We start from the raw sequence: 17,593 nt of genomic DNA on the forward strand, positions 1-17,593 counted from the left end.
AAAACTGCCGATGTCGTACGGGTGCCTTGTTGCCCGTGTGGAAGTTGTGCAAAGGTTGAAAGGACCGTGCGGGGGGTAATATCCGGGGTTCTTCCGGCAGTTGCACAACTTCACCGGCCGAGCGCCGGCCAATTCCTTCCCCGCGCGTCGCAGAGCCACGCATCAACGCACGTCGCACCAAAGGAATCCGCTCAGTGCCCACCCCCCACCCTCCTCGTCCTCCCTATCCGCCGCCTGGCGGCGATCCCGGGGAGTCCGACGAGTCGCTCGCCGGTCCGCTGCGGGCCGGTTCCGACGCGGAGGCCTCGCGCTCCGCAGCCCTGCTGATGTCCCGGCACTGGCAGCCCGCGCAGGACTACGCGGTCGTCTGCCTGGCCCTTTCCGGGCCGCTCGCCCACATGGTCACCGCCACCGCCTTCCACCAGGTCCTCGGCCGCCTCGCGCTCGGCGAACCCGCGGAGGCGCTGCGGCCCCGGCTGCTCGTGGCGGTCCGGGACACGGTCGTCAACTGGTCCGGCACCGACCGGATCACCGCCGTACTGCCCGGACTCGGGAAACCCGCCGGGGGCCGCGGTATGCGCGCCGCGAAGACCCTGATACCGGAAAACCGCGCCCTCTCCGACCGCTCATTTCACGCCCTTCCCCGGCTGGAGCAGGCGCTGCTCTGGCACATCGAGGTCGAGGCCGAGCCGATAACCGTTCCCGCCGGACTGCTCGGCGTGGACATCGAGAGTGCAGTGGTAGCGCTGGAACAGGCACGCGAGAAATTCCGGGAGGGCCTGGTACGCGCCCACCGGGAACTCGCGCCCGGCAAGGAATGCCGCTACTACAACCGTCTGCTCGACGTTCCGATCCGACGCGGCGGCGCCGGCGCCCTGCTGCCCGACGTCCAGGAGCATCTGTCCGCCTGCCCCTACTGCCGGCACGCCGCCGAGCAACTGGGCCACGCCGACGCGGCATTGGGCGTCCTGCTCGCCGAGGCCGTGCTCGGCTGGGGCGCCCGCCGCTACCTCGACTCGCGCCCCGGCCGGCGCCCCGGTACCGCCCGCACCCGCGGTGGCTCCCGGCGCTCCGGCGGACGCCGCCGCGGCGGCGGCAAGCCCGGCCTGCTCACCCGCGCCGCCCTGCCCGGCACCCGGCGGCGCGCCGACGGCGAACCCGGGACCCGGATCCCGGAGTCCCGCGGCCGGCGACACGGCGGCGAACCCGGACCGCTCGCCCGGATCCCCGGCACCGCCTGGTCGTCCCGGACGCTGCTCACCGGAGTCGGCGTGGCCTCGGCCGGACTGCTCGCGACCGTCCTCGCGATCAGCGTGTGGCCGGACGGCGGCGACGGCACCGACCCGGTCGCCTCCACCAGCGCCGTCCCCGGCAGCGCCACCGGCCAGTCGCCGCCCGCCTCGGCCACCGCGCCCGGCACCGCCTCCGGCGCCGCGGGACTGCCCGCCACCGGCCGCCCCGCCCGGCTGCGCAACGCCGCCGCCGACCTGTGCCTGGACATCAAGGGCGCGCCGAAGGCCGGTGCGGGCGCGGTCCTCGCCGTCTGCTCCTCGGCATCGACCCAGCAGTGGACGTACGAGGCCGACGGGCGCCTGCGCAGCGCGGCCGCCCCGGGGCTGTGCCTGGACTCGCACGCCGACGCCGGAGTGGTGATCCTCGGCACCTGTGCGGACGCCGGCGCGAAGCGGGGTGACGACGTGCGCTACGACTTCACCGCGCAGGGCGAGTTGCTGCCCCGCTGGGACCGGACGCTCGCGCTGGCGGCATCCGCCGACGCTGTGGGCGCCGATCTCGTGGTCAAGGTGCGGGACGGGTCGGCCGGCCAGCGCTGGGTGACCGATGCGGCCTCCGCGAGCCCCGGTTCCCTCTCCATCGCCGGCACGGGTGGCCCCACGCCCCGAAGGGGCGCGGGGAACTGCGCGACCAGCCGAGACGGCGCCGCAGACGCCTGACGGCCTGCCGCGGCACCCTGCGGAGCGCTGCGCGGCACCCCGCGGAGCGCTCGGCGGGCCGTGGTCAGGTCGGGTCCTCGACCAGGTCCGCCGACGTCACCGTCCCCGGACCGGTGTGCCCGGACAGAGCCAGTGTCAGATCCAGCTCCGCCAGCACGCACCGGATGACATGCTCCACCCCGGACTGTCCGTCCAGCCCGAGCCCGTAGACGTACGGCCGGCCGAGGAGCACGGCACGCGCGCCGAGGGCCAGTGCCTTGAAAACGTCGTCGCCGGTGCGCACCCCGCTGTCGAACAGCACCGTCAGCCGGTCGCCGACCGCGTCCGCGACCCGGGGCAGCGCATCGGCCGCGGCGACCGAGCCGGCCACCTGCCGGCCGCCGTGGTTGGAGACCACCACGCCGTCCACCCCGGCGTCGGCGGCGAGCCGGGCGTCGTCCGGGTGCAGGATGCCCTTGAGTACGATCGGGCCGTCCCAGTGCTCGCGCAGGAACGCCAGGTCCGGCCAGGTGTGGCCGGCGTCCCCGAACAGACCGAGGAAGTGCAGCACCGCCGCGTTCGGGTCCTCGTGCACGGGCTTGGCGAGCCCTGCCCGGAACGCCGGGTCGGTGAAGTAGTTCGCGGTGCCCACCCCGTGCAGGAACGGCAGATACGCCTGGTCCAGGTCGCGCGGCCGCCATGCCAGCAGCGGGGTGTCCAGGGTGACCACGAGCACCGAGAACCCGGCGGCCGCGGCCCGGCTCAGGAAACTCCGCGTCACCTCACGGTCCTTGCCCCAGTACAGCTGGAACCACCGCTCGGCGTCCCCCATCGCCTCCGCCACCTGCTCCATCGGCGTGCTCGACGCCGAGGACAGGATGTACGGCACGCCCTGCGCGGCGGCGGCCCGGGCGGCGGCGGACTCGGCGTCCGGATGCATGATCGACAGCACGCCGACGGGCGCCAGCGCCAGCGGCGCCGGCAGTGCCCGGCCGAGCACCTCGACCGACAGATCCCGCTCGGCCACGTCACGCAGCATGCGCGGCACGATCCGGCGCCGGGCGAGCCCGGCCCGGTTCGCGCGGGCCGTGCTGCCGTCGCCCGCGCTTCCCGCCACATAGCCCACCGGGCCCGGAGCGAGCCGGTGTTCGGCCAGCTCCTCCAGCCGGGTCAGGTCGGTGGGGAGCCGGGGCACGGCACCCGTCATCCCGTTCAGATAGATCTCGTACTGGAAGTCCGCCCAGTGCTTCGCCATCCGGCCGTCCCGCCTCTCGTCGCTGAGTACGCGTGCAGCCCGACCATACTGGCGGGTAGCCGGGGGCCTCAGGGGCGGTTGGCCGCCTGGTCCAGGATGCGGGCCAGCTCCCGGGGCGTGGAGAACATCGGCCAGTGGCCGGTGTCGAGCTCGACCAGCTCCCAGCGTCCGCCCCGCAGCGCCTCGGTCACGGCGGGCAGCGGATCGCGGCCGTCCAGGAGGCACTTGATGTACGTCGCCGGCAGCTCGGCCGGCGGCCGCTTCAGTACGGCCGGTTCGGTCAGCGTGGCGGCCGGGTGCGGGGTGCCCTCGCCGATGAGACGGGCGATCTGCTCGTCGGTGAGGTCCTGGTTCGCGTAGGCCGCCGGCGGCAGGAGCGGCCACACGCCGTCGCGCTCGGTGAGAGCGGCACGGATGTGGTCGCTGGGGAAGCCGTCGAGGAACGACACGCCGTCCGCCGGCAGGTTGGCGTCGACGAACACCACACGGCGCAGCCGGTCACCGATCCGCTCGGCCGCCTGCCCGACGGGGACGCCCGAGTAACTGTGCCCGACCAGGACGACGTCCCGCAGGTCCAGCCGCTCGACCTCGTCGACGATGTCCTGGACGTGGATCTGCTGCCCCGTGGGCAACTCGCTCTTCTCGGCCAGCCCGGACAGGGTCAGGGCGTGCACCTCATGGCCGGCGGCACGCAGGTCGGCCGCCACCTCGTCCCACGCCCATGCGCCCAGCCATGCGCCCGCCACCAGTACGAAGTCGGTCATGGCCGCCAACGTACCGCATGGATCCGACAACTACGCCTGAAGACAGAGGAGTTGAAGATTCCGGTCGCGGCCGTGCCGGACCTGCGGACAGGTGAAGCAGCAGCGGGAAGAGGAACACCTCGACCGCCTCCGCCCCGACCGGGCGGTCCAGACCGGTGAGGTTCTCGGCGATCACCCGCCCGCGCCGCACAGCACCCGATGGGCCGGCAGACCGTGGCCCGCGTCGGGATCGCCGGGGGGTCGGGTCCACGCTGAGCGCGTCCACGGCCACGGTACGGGCGCCGGTCTCCACCACGGCCCGGGCGGCCTCGGGGGTCGGCCAGGGATGGGTGAGGTACGCGTCGCTGCCCCCGCTCACCGATCACCGAGGCCCTGGCGGCCCCCGCGCTCGACGCCCTCACGGCCACAACCGGCGCACTGCTGCTCCTCGCCACGGGCCGGTCGGAGTACTCCAGGCGTGGCCAGGCGTCGTCGCGGCGGCTCCTCGGGCCCCAGCGGCTCCACGACGTTCACCCGGGCCAACGGCGGCGGCACGGTGGGCGAGTCGGGGGAATGCGGGGTCGCGGAGGGCTCCAGCGAGGTCGTGGCGATGGAGCGCTTGCTCGCGCGGTGGTGGTGGACGACCGCCGCGCCGCAGGGGTGGTGCGGCGCGGGCAGGGGTCGTCCGGAGCGGTCTGCAGACGGTAAGACCGCGGTGAAGGCCCCTGCCAGAGGGCGATTCATCCATCTTCGCCGTCACCAGTGGAGGAATCGTCCGCCTCCTCGGCGTCGGGTCCCTGCGCCCGTACCCGCTGGACGTGTTCCAGCGACTCGCGCAGCTCGGTCAGCCAGTCCTCGGTGTGCCGCTGGACCAGGCGCACGCACCAGGCGAGGGCGTCACTGCGGCTGCGGGCGACGCCCGCGGCGATGAGGGTGTCCAGCACCTGACGCTCCGACTGGCGCAGCCGGGTCATGACCGGCGCGGCGACATGGGTGAACAGGGCACGCTCCGGACCGCACTCCACGCCCCAGGAGACCTTGCGGCGGAACAGGTGCTCGGCCTCCCGGGCCACCTCCATCCGGTCCTCGCGGGTCCGCTCGCGGAACTCCTGGATCCGGGCGCGCAGGGCGGCCTCCCGCTCGGCGTCCGAGGCGCCCTCGGCGAGCCGGGGCTCGGGTACGCGGCCGATCACCGTGATCTCCTCGCGGTCGGCGGTGACGTCGACCAGTTCCTCGAAGAGATCGTCCGGCAGACGGCCGGCGAACCAGCCGCGCAGCTTCTCTTTCTGCTCAGTTGTAATCATGTAATCAGCGTTACGCACCAGCCTTCATGAACACAAGGAGTCGTGAAGGCGTCGTGAAAGCTTTCACTCGAGGCGAACCCGGAATGTTTCAGGCCGATTAACGAGCCGGTGATTTTCGGCCATGTGACCGCTCTCTATGATCAAGAACCGCTCAGTTACGCGGTCAGGGTCTTCTATTTCCGTAACTTCACGCCACTGTTTCAACACGCAAGGTTACTGAAAGCGGTGGGTTCGATGTGTGTTTCGGCGCCGGACTCGGCAGAGTGGCGCTCGCCGCTCCGGTGCCGACCGGGCCGGAGCCGGCACCCGTCTATCCGAGCGGAAGGATGCACACAATGCGGAACACCGCGCGCTGGGCAGCGGCCCTCGGCCTCACGGCCGCCGCCGTTTGCGGACCCCTGACCGGGGCCGCCGTCGCTGCACCGGACGCCGCCCCGTCGTCGCTCTACGCCCCCTCGGCGCTGGTCCTCACCACCGGCCACGGCAACGACGCGGCCACGGCCACACCGGAGCGCGCCGTCACCCTGACCTGCGCCCCCACGGCCTCCGGCACCCACCCGGCGGCGGCCGCGGCCTGCGCCGAACTGCGCGGCACCGGCGGCGACTTCGATGCCCTCAAGCCCGCCGGCGACGTGTGGTGCAACAAGCTGTACGACCCGGTCGTCGTCACCGTCCAGGGCGTCTGGCAGGGCAAGCGCGTCTCCTACGAGCGCACCTTCGGCAACACCTGCGTGCGCGACTCCGTGGGCGGCGGCGTCTTCGCCTTCTAGGACGGCTTCCAGGACCGGGATCGCAATGGACCCCGCATACGCCGGAACAGGTCCGCAACCGGGGAGTGCGGCCCCTGGAGCGGGGAACCTGCGATCTCGCACCGGAACCGACGGGCGGAGTGGGGCCGCCCGCCGGCTTCCGGGCACACAGCCGCTCCCCGGGCAGGCCCGTGGGGGGCCTTCCCCGGGGAGCGGCGAAAAACAGCCGGTTTCAACCGCTGTCCCTGGCCTTGCGCCGGTGACTCGTGTCGCACCAGGGATAGCGGCGACTGCGCCGGCAGGTACACAGAGCGACCAGGAAGCGGTCCGAGGACACCGTGGTGCCGTCCTCCAACTCGACCTCCACCGGCCCCTCCACGAGCAGCGGCCCCTGCCGCCGCACTGTGATCCGGCGGGCCCGGTCAGCGCGTTCGTTCGGCACGGACGACCACCAACTCCTCCTCCTGTGCGGCCGGTGCGAGCAGTCCGCACCTGCGCAGCCAGTCCTCCCGCGAGCGCAGCACCGGACCGAAGGGGATCCAGCGCCGCCGGACCACCGAGGCCTTCAGGCGTGCGGCGCGCAGCAGTTGCAGGGTGCGCTCGGGATCGCTGAGCGCGGAGTGCACGATCAGCAGCACGCCTCCGGGGCGCAGCAGTACGGGCGCGTCCCGGCAGATCCGGTCCAGCAGCAGCCGGCCGTCCCGGCCCGCGTCCCAGGCCCGGGACCGGCCGCGCGGCCCGCGTCCGGTATCGGGTGCGGGAACGTACGGCGGGTTCGCGAGGATGAGGTCGTATGTGCGGCCCCGAACCGGTCCGAAGAGGTTGCCGCGCCGGATCCGCACCGGCAGCCGGGTCAGCCAGGCGTTCATCCGTGCCGTCCACACCGCCAGCCGGGACACGTCCACCGCGGTCACCTCGGCGCCGTGCCGGGCCGCCTCCAGGGCCAGCGCCCCGCTGCCGGTGCCGACGTCGAGCACGCGGGCGCCGGGCGCCGGGGCCTCCTCGCGGAGGGACTCGGCCAGCAACTCGGTGTCGTCCTGCGGGGCGTACACGCCCGGAAGCACCACGGCGATCACACCGCGCGAGTACCCCGGCATTCAGGATGTATGGGATATCTCTGGCTCCAGGGGTGTACGCAGGGACGAGCGCCCGGCGCGCCAGTCGGCGCGCAGCCGCCGCGCCAGCCGGTCCTCCAGATACTCGGTCGCGTCGATCCCGAAGGTCACGTCCGCCGCGAGTTCCGGCTCCTCGGCGAGCAGCCCGCCGATCACCTCATGGCGTACGACCTGTTCGTGGACGGCGTCCGCCTCGACATGCTCGTCGTAGAAGAACTCCGCCGCGGGTCCGGCGCCGGTGCGGCGCATGGCGTCGGCGAGCCGGCGGGAGGCCGGTGAGGAGGTGATCTCCACATCGGCGAAGTGGCCCACCAGCGCACCGCGCAGCTCTCGGTGCAGGCCGAACAGGGACATCAGGTTGACGACGGCGAGCATCTGCGCGGGGGCCGCGTCCAGATAGCGGCCGTAGGTGCTGTCCAGGCCCAGGTCCGTCATCAGCGCGGCGAACAGGTGAGCGTGGATCCGGTCGGCCCGGCCGCCGCCGAACTCGTCGAACTCCACCGCCGCCATCCCCGCCTTGGCCCGGCCCCACAGCCGTGGCAGCACCCAGGCGTGCGGGTCGGCCTCCTTCAGGTGGTACAGCGAGCGCTGGGCGGCGTACTCGCGCAGCTGCCACAACTCGCCCTCGGCACAGAGGAAATCGCTGACCCCGCTGCCCTCGACCGGTTCCACCAGCAGCGCCGCGAGCGCGTCGTCGAGGCTGTCGTGGCCCGGCGCGTCGGCGCGCAGCGCGGACAGGAAGCGGCGCTCCAGCGCGGCGCGGACACGCAGCAGGTCAGGATCCCATTCGGCCTCGGGGCCGACGCCGGCGAAGCCCCGGTAGTGCAACTCGTAGCAGAGGTACAGGGCGAGTTGCGGATCGTCGCCGTAGGCCTCCCCGGCCTCGGCGGGGCGGGGCAGGGATCCCGTGCCGCGCAGACGGGCGGCGACCGCGGCGGAGATGGGCCCTCGGGGCGGAGGCAGCCGCGGCCCGCGCTCATGGCTGTTCATGAGAGCCGGGTACCCCGACCCTGGGCGGGCACGGCTGGTGGTCCCGCTCCCGGGATGGCCACCGGGGTGGCTGGGCTCTGGGACGGTGACGGGGTGGCTGGGTTCTGGGACGGTGACCGGGGTGGCTGAGCCCTGGAACGGCCACCGGTGGTGGCTGGGTTTCGGGGTGGCTGCGGGTGGTGGCCGGGCCTTGGGGTGGTGGCGGGTGGTGGCTGGGTCTAGGGAAGGGCACTGCGGTCGTCGGGCCTGGGAAGGCCACTGGCGGTCGTTGCGCCCCGGGAAGGGCACTGGGGTCGTTGGGCCTGGGAAGGCCACTGGCGGTTGTTCCGCCCCGGGAAGGGCACTGCGGTCGTTGGGCCTGGGAAGGTCACCGGTGGTCGTTCCGCCCGGGAAGGGCACTGCGGTTGTTCGGCCTGGGAAGGTCACCGGTGTGGCTCCGCCCTGGGGTGCACGAGCGGTTGCCATGCCTGGGGCGCATGGGTGGTCGGCCGATGGAGCGCATGCGTACTCGCCACGCCTGCAGCGGACGTGTGATCGACAACCCCGGAGCATACGGCCGGCCCCGACCGGTCCCCTCAGTCCTCGTCCGCCTGCTCCTGCGCCTCGGTGTTCGGCGTGACGGCGTCCCCGGCCTCGCCGCCGGCGGCCTTGTCCTCGTCGCGCTTCTCGGCCTCCTCCACCTCCCGGAGCACCTCCTGCAGGGCGGTGTCGAACTGTTCCTTGCGGTCCTGCTCGTCTTGCTCGCTGGTCATGGCCTGTCCTTCCGCCGCCGTACCCCTGATCGCTGAGTTACCCGCCGACGGCGTCTCAAGCGCCCTGCCAGGGAGTGCGCCGGGGCCGCCAGGCCGGCACCGCCCGACGGTAGCGCTCGTACTCGGCGCCGAACCGGCGCACCAGTCCCGGCTCCTCGTACCAGCGGACGAACGCCCAGGTCAGCACCCAGGCGCCGGCCGCATAACCGAAGAGCACCGGCCGGGCCAGCAGCAGGCCCTGCCCGATGAGTACGGCGACCACCGCGACGTAGATCGGATTGCGCACATACCGGTAGGTGCCGCTCACCACCAGCCGCGCGGGCGGCGCGACCGGCGCCGGCGTGCCGAGCCCCTCCAGGGCGAACCGGGTGAAGGCCTCCAGAATGACGACGGCACCGGCCGCCAGGGGCAGCAGCCCGAGCAGCCGCAGCGGCATCCACCAGTGGCCCGCCCGCCAGCCCCCGGTCAGCCACCGTGGCACCAGCACGGCCGCGCTGCCCGAGACGAGGACGAGGAACAGGGCGCTGCCGAGCGCCGCCGAGGCCTTGCGCATGCCCCCACCATGACAGGGCGAGGGGCCGCCGTCTCCCTGCTGACGGCGGCCCCTCGGGCCGGATGGCGCGTGGCTGTCACATCGTGGCTGTCACATGTGGACCACCGGTGCGGCTCCCGCGTCCTGCTGCGGCACTCCGCGCCGGTAGAACAGGAAGGCGAGCACCGTACCCGCGGCGAAGAAGCCCGCCGACCACCAGAAGGCCGTCGTGTAGCTCTCGATCGTCGCCTGTGCCCGCACCAGCTTGCTGGTGGCGTCCCGGCCGGAGAGGTAGTCGGTGGCGGCGCTCGCGGCGAGGGTGTTCAGCAGAGCCGTGCCGATCGAACCGCCCACCTGCTGCATGGCGTTGACGGTCGCGGAGGCCACACCCGCGTCCTCGGCCGCGACCCCGCCGGTGGCCAGCTGCATGGCCGGCGGCATGACCAGGCCGAGGCCCACGCCGATCACGATCAGCTGGGGGAGCACCGCGCTCAGGTAGTGCGAGCCGAGGCCGATGCCGGTCAGCCAGGCCATGCCGGCCGTGGCGACCGCGAAGCCCAGCGGGATGACCGTCTTCGGGCCGATCCGGGGCAGCAGGATCGTGGTGCCCACCTGCGCGGTCACCATCAGCGCGCCGACCATGGGCAGGAACGCCACACCGGTCTTCGTCGGGCTGAAGCCGAGGTTGAGCTGGAGGTAGTAGGTCAGGAAGAGGAACACGCCGAACATGCCCGCGCCGGTGATCAGCACCGCGATGAAGGAGGCCGCGCGGTCGCGGTCGAGCAGGATGCGCAGCGGCAGCAGCGGATGCGTGGCCCGGGTCTGCCACCAGGCGAAGGCCGCCAGCAGCAGACCGCCCGCCATCAGGAAACCCCAGGTCAGCGGCGAGCCCCAGTCGTGGGTCTCGGCGTTGGAGAAGCCGTAGACGAGCGAGAAGAGGCCGGCGGCCACGAGGACCGTGCCTGGCACGTCCAGCTTGGCGTTCGCCGCGTCTCGGTGGTTGCCCAGCAGGATCCAGCCGCCGGCGAAGGCCACGACCGCGATGGCCACGTTCACGTACAGGGTCCAGCGCCAGTCGAGCGCGTCGGTCAGCACACCGCCGAGCAGCAGACCCACGGCACCGCCGGCGCCGGCGATCGCGCCGTACACGCTGAAGGCGCGGGCCCGTTCCCGGGCGTCGGTGAACGTCGTGTTGAGCAGCGACAGCGCGGCGGGCGCGAGAAGCGCACCGAAGGCACCCTGCAGGGCCCGGGCGACGACCAGCATGGTGAAGCCGTTCGCGGCGCCGCCGAGCGCGGAGGCCCCGGCGAAGCCGACGACGCCGACGAGGAAGGCGGGCTTGCGGCCGAACAGGTCGGCGATCCGGCCGCCGAGCAGCAGCAGGGAGGCGAAGGCGAGGGCGTAGGCCGTCACGATCCACTGCCGGTTGCCGTCGGAGAAGCCGAGGTCGGTCTGGGCGGACGGCAGGGCGATGTTCACGATCGTGGCGTCGAGGACGACCATCAGCTGGGCGACGGCGATGACCGCCAGGATCCACCACCGCTTCGGCGAGGCCACGCCACCGTGCTCGATCGCGGCGGCTCCTGCTCGTGAGCCCTCGGCCAGGGTCTTCTGGGGCATGGGGAACCACTCCAGGGCAAGTCGTTCGGGTACGGAAAGGCGAACAGCTCATAAACGAAACTGTTTCGTACACATGGAAGCCTAGGGCACGCCTAGCGAAACGGCAACGTTTCGCTTCGTTCATTCCTTGACTGGCATATAACTGCCGAGGCATATTGGCGCCATGTCCGACGCAGCGCTCTGGTCCGCCCTCGCCGACCCGCACCGGCGGGCCATCGTCGCGCTCCTGCTGGAGCGCCCCCGGTCCGTCGGGGAGCTTGTCGAGGCCTGTGGGCTGAGCCAGCCGAGCACCTCCAAGCACCTGAAGGTGCTCCGGGAGGCGGGCCTGGTCCGGGTCCGGCAGGACGCGCAGCGCCGCGTCTACACCCTCGACCCGGCACCGATCGCCGCCCTCGACGCCTGGCTGGAGCCCTACCGCCGGTTGTGGAACCGCAGCCTGGACGCCCTGGGCCGGCGCCTCGACGAGACGTCGGACGACACCCGACACCCCCCACAGCGAAGGACTTGACGCACCATGCCCGTCGACCTCACCGGCACCTATCTGATCCTGGAGGACGGCCGCCCCGCCGTCCGGTTCAGCCGCACCTACGACCACCCGGCGGACCGTGTCTGGCGGTTCGTCACCGATGCCGACGAACTGGCCCAGTGGTTCCCCTCCCGCGCCGAGATGGAGCTGCGTCCTGGCGGCACCATCCGCTTCAGCGGCGACCCGAACATGCCCGAGTCCACCGGCCGGGTGCTCGCCGTCGACCCGCCCCGGCACCTGTCCTTCGCATGGGGCGGCGACGAACTCCACTTCGACCTGGAGGCCGTCGGCGAACGGCGCACCCGGTTCACGCTCACCAACGTCCTCAGTGAGGCGAAGACCGCCGCCCGCAACGGCGCCGGCTGGGAGGTGTGCCTCGCCGCCCTCGACGCCAAGGCGCACGGCGAGCGCTTCGAGGGCGCGCACGCCGGTGCGAGCTCGGCCTGGAAGGAGTTCTACGCCGCCTACCTCGGCGCCGGTGTGCCCTCCGGCGCCCCCGTGCCGGGCCTGGACTGACCGGCCACCGCCTGTGTCGGCTCGCGAACACCGGTCCAGGGCCGCGGACGACGTGCCGGGGTCTGGAAGCGGACCGGACGCCACGACTGGGCTGTCGGGGACGCCTCGGCGTACGGTCGTGACGTCGGCCCTACGCCCCCCGTCCCGCTCCCTCGTTCTCCGTAACCCATGGTCGTCCCGGACGCACCACCTGGCGACGCGGGCCCCGTTCGTACACCGGCGGCACGCGTTCGGCGGGGCTCCGCCGTGCGCGGTGTTTCAGTGTGTGGCGCCCTGGATACACCGCGAAGGTTCGGCCCCGGAGTTCGCGAGCCCGTGCACATGTCGCAGTGAGGTCGTCACCATGTCCCACGCCCCGCCCCCCGCAGGACCGTCGAAACGCGCCGGGCCGGTCGCGACCACCGTCCCGGACGCGGCCTCCGTGCCCGAATCCGCCGGGAACCGGGCCGGCCGGGGCGGCACCGCCCTGGTGACGGGTGCCTCCTCGGGCATCGGTGCCGTCGTCGCCCGCCGGCTCGCCGCCGAGGGAGGCTGGCGGCTGGTGCTGAACGGGCGGGACGCCACCCGCCTGGAGCAGGTGGCCGCCCCGCTCGACGCCCTGGCCGTGCCGGCGGACCTGACCCGGCCGGGCGCCGACCGTCTGCTCACCGATCTGGTCCTGAACCACGCCGGCCGCCTCGACCTGCTGGTGGCGTGCGCCGGACTGGGCTGGGCCGGGGACTTCACCGGCATGCCGCACGCGCGCATCGACGAGATCGTCGGCGTCGACCTGCTGGCCACCCTGCACCTCGTGCGCGCCCTGCTGCCCCACATGGTCGCGGCCGGCTCGGGACGCATCGTGCTCATCGGGTCCGTCGCGGGCAGCGTCGGCGTGCGCGGCGAGGCCGTGTACTCCGCCGCGAAGGCCGCCCTCGCCGCCTTCGCCGACGCCCTGCGCTACGAGCTGCGCCGCACCGGGGTGGGCGTGACCCTGGTGATCCCCGGCGCGGTCGACACGCCGTTCTTCGAGCGCCGGGGCGCCCCCTACAGGCGGGCGTGGCCGCGCCCGGTGCCGGCCGAGCGGGTGGCGGACGCCGTCTGGGCCGCCGTCCGGCACGGCAGGGACGAGGTGTACGTCCCCGGCTGGCTGCGGTATCCCGCCCAGGTGCGCGGCGTCGCGCCCGGGCTCTACCGGTGGCTCGCCGCTCGCTTCGGGTGACCGGCCATGCTGACCGTCACGGTGCTGCTCGCGCTGCTCGCGGCTCTGGCCAACGCGTCCGCGTCCGTGCTGCAGCGCCTGGCCGCCGTGCAGGAGCGGTCCGAGGACAGCGGGGCCGGCGGGGCCCGCGGGGCGGGGTCGGCCGTGCGTCGGCTCGCCCGGCTGCTGCGGCGCCCGTACTGGCTCGCGGGCGCCGCGCTGCTGGCGGTCTCGGGGCTGCTGCAGGCCGGGGCGCTGGCCGTGGGCAGCCTTTCCCTGGTCCAGCCGCTGCTCGCCACCGAGCTGCTGTTCACCCTGCTGGTGGGTGGTGTCGTCTTCCGGCGCCGCCCCGGCCTGTGGACCTGGCTGGCGTTCGTCGCCCTCGCCGCCGGGCTGGCCGTGTTCCTGCTGGCGGCCGCCCCGGGCGCGGGCCGGCCGACCGCCCCGCCCCGGTCCTGGCTGCTGGGCGGCGGCGGGGCGCTCGGCCTGGTCGTGCTCCTCGTGGCCGCCGCCCGCCCGACGAAGGGCGCGCCCCGGGCCGCGCTGTTCGGCCTCGCCTCCGCCGTGTGCTTCGCCACCACCGCCGCGCTGCTCAAGGAGGCCGTGGGGCTGCTCGGACACGGGCCCGCGGCGATGTTCACCCACTGGTCGCCGTACGCCACGGCCGGCGCCGGACTCGTCGCCTTCCTGCTGCTGCAGAGCGCGCTGGGCGCCGGATCGCTCACGGCCTCCCAGCCCGCCCTCACCCTGGGTGACGCGCTCACCAGCGTCGTCCTCGGCTGGGTGCTGTTCGCGGAGGCGGTCCACCTCGGGCTGCGGATGCTGCCGGAGGCGCTCGGCGTCGCGCTGATCGGGGCGGGCAGCATCGGACTGGCCCGGGCACCGGCCGTCGGGCGGGAGTGGGACACGCGGTCGCGGGACGGGAAGGAGACCGGAAGGCGCCTGCATCGGACGCACCGGTGAGGACACGTAGAGGACACGTAAGGGAAGGCGGGCGATTGATGTCCCCCATGTCCGGCAGGCCCTGGCGGACCGCGGCCGTCCTGCTGCCGGCCGCCGTCGCCGCCGCGCACATCGGACCGGCGGCCACCTGGCTTCCCGGCGTGCGGCTGCTGCTGTTCCCGCGGCTCTGCGGCACCGGCCGCCGCCGGCACGTCGCGCTGACCTTCGACGACGGCCCGGACCCGCGCTCGACGCCCCGCTTCCTCGACGCGCTGGACGACCTCGGCGTGCGGGCCACGTTCTTCGTGCTCGGCGAGAACGTGGTGCGCCATCCCGCGCTGGTCCGGGAGACCGCCCGGCGCGGACACGAATTGGCGGTGCACGGCTGGACGCACGACCGTCCCTGGCGCCCCGCACCCGCCCGGGACGCGGTCCAGGTCGCGCGGACCGTCCGCGTCCTGCACGAGGTCTCCGGCCACCACCCGCAGTGGTACCGCCCGCCGTACGGGATCCTCACCTCCGGACGCTGGCTGGCCGCACGGCGGGCCGGGCTGCGGCCGGTGCTCTGGTCGGCGTGGGGCAGGGACTGGACGGCCGAGGCCACCCCCGCGTCCGTGCGGGCCCTGGTCGCGGCGGACCTGCGCGGCGGCGGCACCGTCCTGCTCCACGACTCGGACCGGCTCGCGGCCCCCGGCTGCTGGCGCTCGGCCCTCGGCGCGCTGCCGGACCTGGTGGCGGACTGCCGGGAGGCCGGCCTCTCGATCGGCCCCTTGCGCGACCACGGGGCACTTCGCTGAGCACGGGCGAGCAGCCCCCAGACGCCGGGCGGGGCAGGGCCCGGTAACAGGCCGAGGAGCCGCCGGAGCGCCGGACCGCACGTCCGAGGCACAGGTCGAGTAGCCGCCGGCGCGCGGGACTGTGCGTCCCGGGGCACGGGCGGCAGTCGCCTTGCGTGTCGGGCTCCGGGTCGTTGAGTTCGGGTGGGTGGGCCGATGCGCGGGGCCGGGTTTTCGGTGGTCGTCGGCGGCCCGTGTCTTCGTGTCAGGGTTGCCGGAGCGGGGCTGTGCGTCCTGGGGCACGGGCGGCAGTCGCCTTGCGTGTCGGGCTCTGGGTCGTTGAGTTCGGGTGGGTGGGCCGATGCGCGGGGCCGGGTCTTCGGTGGTCTTCGGCGCGCTGTGTTTCGGGACTGTGCGTGCCGGAGTACACAGCGAGCAGTCGCCCGGCGCCTCGGGCTCCGAGTTGCCGAGTCCAGGTCGGTCGGCCGGCGCGCCGGGCCGGTTCCCCTGCGGCCGTCGGCGCGTCCCCGCTCACAACGCCACCACGTGTGCCATCGGATCGCCACGGAACAGCGCCCGCCCCCGCGCCACCCGTTCCCTCCGTTCCGGGCCGCCCTCCGTGAGCCTGGCCAGGGACGTCAGCAACGCTGGGCCGTCCGGGGCGAGTTCCGAGACGCCGAGGTCGGCCATCCGGCGGACCCCGTCCACCCCGTGGCCGGGCAGCGGCCGGTAGCCGATCACGGGCAGCCCGGCGGCCAGGGCCTGTACGGCGGTCTGGCCGGCCGCGTTGTCCACCAGGGAGTACGCGGCGGCCAGCAGCCCGGGCATGTCGTCCACCCAGTCCAGGGCGAGCACTCCCGGCACCCGGGCCACCCGCGCCCGCAGCAGCGCGTTGCGCCCGCACAGCACCACCGGCAGATAGCCGGCCCCCGCCAGCAGCCGGGCGGTGGTCTCCGGGCGGTACGCCGCACCCCAGGCGCCCGCCGAGAGAAGGACCGCCGGCCGGCCGGGCGCCTCGCCGGCGAAACGCTCCCGCCACCGCGCCGCCCCGGGGGCCGGGGCGCGGAACGCGGGCGCGACCGCCGGACCGGTCGTCACGGCGGGCGTGCCCAGGGCCCGGTGCACCTCGGCCGCCGCGCCGTCCGTGAGGCACAGATACCGGTCGTTGCCGGGATGCAGCCACTGCCGGTGCACGGCGAAGTCGACCAGGAACACCGCGCTCGGCACCCGCAGCCGCCCCCGGGCCCGGAGATGACCGGTGAGCTGAGCGGCCAGATGGAAGACGGACACCACCACATCGGCGTCCAGCCGCTCCACGAGCTCCGTCAGCCCGGCGGCGGCGAGCCGGGCCAGCGGCACCCCGCTCGGGCGTGGCCCCCCGCCGCCGCGCAGGAACGCGCCGTAGACTCCGGCGTACGCCCACGGAAAGTGCCGTACCGACGCCTGGTAGGAGCGTTGCAGCCCGCCGCCCAGGCCGTACGGCAGCAGGCGCAGGACGTCGGCCACCCGCGGCTCGTGTCCGCACGCCGCGGCGCGCCGCGCCAGTTCGGCGGCCACGGTGTCGTGACCCGCGCCCATGCTCGCGCTCAGGATCAGCGGTCGCCGCCGGCCGCCCGGCGGGGCCGGCGGCGGGGAGGGCACCTCGGCAGGAGTACGCACGGGGTCCGATTCTCCGGTGGACACCGCCCGCAAACCGGTCACTCCGCCGCCGTGTCGCCGGACCGCGGAGCCACGACACGTCACCACGGCAAGTTGCCCCGAGCCCGCCGGAGTGGATGAATCGGCTCAGGACAGCGTGTGGGTGGCGAGCACGGGAGGAGCCGTGATTCGGTGGCGGCGCGGTCTGCACCGCGCTTGGGAGTGGCTCAGGGCCAGGGCGCTGCTCGACCGCGGCCGTGAGCTGGAGCTGATGCACCGGGCCATGGGGTTCGCCACCCTGGCGCTGGTGACGCTGGCGCCGCTGCTGATCGTGGTCGCCGCCGCCGATCCCCTGGTAAGGGGCGGATTCGCCTCGTGGCTCACCGACGGCATGGGTCTGTCCGGCCGGTCCGCCCATGTGGTCACCGACGTCATCAGCCCGCCGCGCAACGTCATCGGCACCACCAGCGTCTGGGGTGGTGTCCTGCTGGCCGTCTTCGGCGTGTCCTTCGCCGGCAGCGTGCAGAACGCCTACGAACGGATCTGGGGCGTGCCTCCCGGCCCCTGGCACCGGGTCTGGCGGCAGGCGACCTGGCTGGTGGCGCTCACCGCCTACCTCTACCAGGAGGTGGCGAGCAAGGACGCGCTGCACGGAGGCCAGCGGATCGCGCTGTCCACGCTGAGCGGCATCCTCTTCTTCTGGTGGGGGCAGCGCTTCCTGCTGGGCGGCCAGGTCAACTGGCGCTCCCTGTTGCCGGGCGCGCTCGCCACCGTCCTCGGCCTGGCCGGCCTGCGGGCCTTCTCCTACCTCGTCTTCACCCCGCTCATCGTCACCAACGCGCTCAGCTACGGCGCGGTGGGCACCGTCCTCGTGGTCGAGTCCTGGCTGATCGGCGTCGGGTTCGTCATCTACGGCGGCGCCCTGTTCGGCCGCTGGTTCACCGAACACCACTGGACGCCGCACCACGACGACCGGGGAGACGAGGAGCGGGAACCGCGCCGGGGGAAGTACTGAACGCTCCTTGCG

Annotated in this window: 18 protein-coding genes; 8 read left to right on the top strand and 10 right to left on the bottom strand. The window is 73.8% G+C overall.

Annotated elements, in window-relative coordinates:
- Positions 1-194 precede the first annotated feature (194 nt).
- The gene (locus tag ACZ418_RS37400; RefSeq protein WP_468371880.1) at positions 195-1,952 is read left to right on the top strand and encodes an RICIN domain-containing protein; all 1,758 of its coding nucleotides are present in this window, start codon (positions 195-197) and stop codon (positions 1,950-1,952) included.
- A 64-nt stretch (positions 1,953-2,016) separates the two neighbouring features.
- On the opposite strand, the gene ACZ418_RS37405 is transcribed toward ACZ418_RS37400, so the two are convergent.
- The 3 genes from ACZ418_RS37405 to ACZ418_RS37415 form a co-directional block, all read right to left on the bottom strand.
- Positions 2,017-3,186: a lactate 2-monooxygenase gene (locus ACZ418_RS37405; RefSeq protein WP_468371883.1), complete on the bottom strand. Its 1,170-nt coding sequence runs from the start codon at positions 3,184-3,186 to the stop codon at positions 2,017-2,019.
- Positions 3,187-3,254: 68 nt separating this feature from the next.
- Entirely contained in the window at positions 3,255-3,950 is a 696-nt protein-coding gene (locus ACZ418_RS37410; RefSeq protein ID WP_468371886.1) for an alpha/beta fold hydrolase, read from the bottom strand.
- Between the two features lie 719 nt (positions 3,951-4,669).
- Complete coding sequence (locus ACZ418_RS37415; protein WP_468371888.1) at positions 4,670-5,233, bottom strand: hypothetical protein; 564 nt, start codon at positions 5,231-5,233, stop codon at positions 4,670-4,672.
- 335 nt (positions 5,234-5,568) lie between these two features.
- Here ACZ418_RS37415 and ACZ418_RS37420 point away from each other — a divergent pair, with 335 nt between their 5' ends.
- Positions 5,569-6,003 carry a protease inhibitor gene (locus tag ACZ418_RS37420; RefSeq protein ID WP_468371891.1) on the top strand — a complete coding sequence of 145 codons (435 nt, stop codon included), beginning with the start codon at positions 5,569-5,571 and terminating at the stop codon, positions 6,001-6,003.
- A 211-nt stretch (positions 6,004-6,214) separates the two neighbouring features.
- Here ACZ418_RS37420 and ACZ418_RS37425 read toward each other — a convergent pair whose 3' ends face one another.
- The 6 genes from ACZ418_RS37425 to ACZ418_RS37450 form a co-directional block, all read right to left on the bottom strand.
- Positions 6,215-6,424: a CDGSH iron-sulfur domain-containing protein gene (locus tag ACZ418_RS37425; RefSeq protein ID WP_468371894.1), complete on the bottom strand. Its 210-nt coding sequence runs from the start codon at positions 6,422-6,424 to the stop codon at positions 6,215-6,217.
- Positions 6,405-7,079: a HemK2/MTQ2 family protein methyltransferase gene (locus ACZ418_RS37430; protein WP_468371897.1), complete on the bottom strand. Its 675-nt coding sequence runs from the start codon at positions 7,077-7,079 to the stop codon at positions 6,405-6,407. The genes ACZ418_RS37425 and ACZ418_RS37430 overlap by 20 nt, the downstream gene beginning before the upstream one ends.
- Positions 7,080-8,087, bottom strand: a complete 1,008-nt coding sequence (locus ACZ418_RS37435) for an iron-containing redox enzyme family protein (protein WP_468371901.1) — start codon at positions 8,085-8,087, stop codon at positions 7,080-7,082.
- A 575-nt stretch (positions 8,088-8,662) separates the two neighbouring features.
- Entirely contained in the window at positions 8,663-8,839 is a 177-nt protein-coding gene (locus tag ACZ418_RS37440) for a hypothetical protein (protein WP_468371904.1), read from the bottom strand.
- A gap of 55 nt (positions 8,840-8,894) precedes the next feature.
- Entirely contained in the window at positions 8,895-9,392 is a 498-nt protein-coding gene (locus ACZ418_RS37445; RefSeq protein WP_468371906.1) for a methyltransferase family protein, read from the bottom strand.
- 90 nt (positions 9,393-9,482) lie between these two features.
- Positions 9,483-10,991, bottom strand: coding sequence for an MFS transporter (locus tag ACZ418_RS37450; protein ID WP_468371909.1), 1,509 nt, complete (start codon positions 10,989-10,991; stop codon positions 9,483-9,485).
- 163 nt (positions 10,992-11,154) lie between these two features.
- Between ACZ418_RS37450 and ACZ418_RS37455 the strand changes: the two genes are divergently transcribed.
- From ACZ418_RS37455 to ACZ418_RS37475, 5 genes are all read left to right on the top strand, one after another.
- Positions 11,155-11,499: an ArsR/SmtB family transcription factor gene (locus ACZ418_RS37455; protein ID WP_468371912.1), complete on the top strand. Its 345-nt coding sequence runs from the start codon at positions 11,155-11,157 to the stop codon at positions 11,497-11,499.
- A 6-nt stretch (positions 11,500-11,505) separates the two neighbouring features.
- Positions 11,506-12,033 carry an SRPBCC family protein gene (locus tag ACZ418_RS37460; protein WP_468371915.1) on the top strand — a complete coding sequence of 176 codons (528 nt, stop codon included), beginning with the start codon at positions 11,506-11,508 and terminating at the stop codon, positions 12,031-12,033.
- Between the two features lie 343 nt (positions 12,034-12,376).
- Positions 12,377-13,231, top strand: a complete 855-nt coding sequence (locus ACZ418_RS37465; RefSeq protein ID WP_468371917.1) for an SDR family NAD(P)-dependent oxidoreductase — start codon at positions 12,377-12,379, stop codon at positions 13,229-13,231.
- 6 nt (positions 13,232-13,237) lie between these two features.
- The gene (locus ACZ418_RS37470; protein ID WP_468371919.1) at positions 13,238-14,173 is read left to right on the top strand and encodes a DMT family transporter; all 936 of its coding nucleotides are present in this window, start codon (positions 13,238-13,240) and stop codon (positions 14,171-14,173) included.
- Between the two features lie 38 nt (positions 14,174-14,211).
- Positions 14,212-14,949, top strand: coding sequence for a polysaccharide deacetylase family protein (locus ACZ418_RS37475; protein ID WP_468371922.1), 738 nt, complete (start codon positions 14,212-14,214; stop codon positions 14,947-14,949).
- Positions 14,950-15,459: 510 nt separating this feature from the next.
- Here ACZ418_RS37475 and ACZ418_RS37480 read toward each other — a convergent pair.
- Positions 15,460-16,569 (bottom strand): MGDG synthase family glycosyltransferase, encoded by a 1,110-nt coding sequence (locus ACZ418_RS37480; protein WP_468372028.1) that lies wholly within the window; start codon positions 16,567-16,569, stop codon positions 15,460-15,462.
- Between the two features lie 181 nt (positions 16,570-16,750).
- Between ACZ418_RS37480 and ACZ418_RS37485 the strand changes: the two genes are divergently transcribed.
- Positions 16,751-17,581 carry a ribonuclease BN gene (locus ACZ418_RS37485; protein WP_468371925.1) on the top strand — a complete coding sequence of 277 codons (831 nt, stop codon included), beginning with the start codon at positions 16,751-16,753 and terminating at the stop codon, positions 17,579-17,581.
- Positions 17,582-17,593: the final 12 nt, after the last annotated feature.

Source organism: Streptomyces sp. NPDC030820 (genome assembly GCF_055572075.1).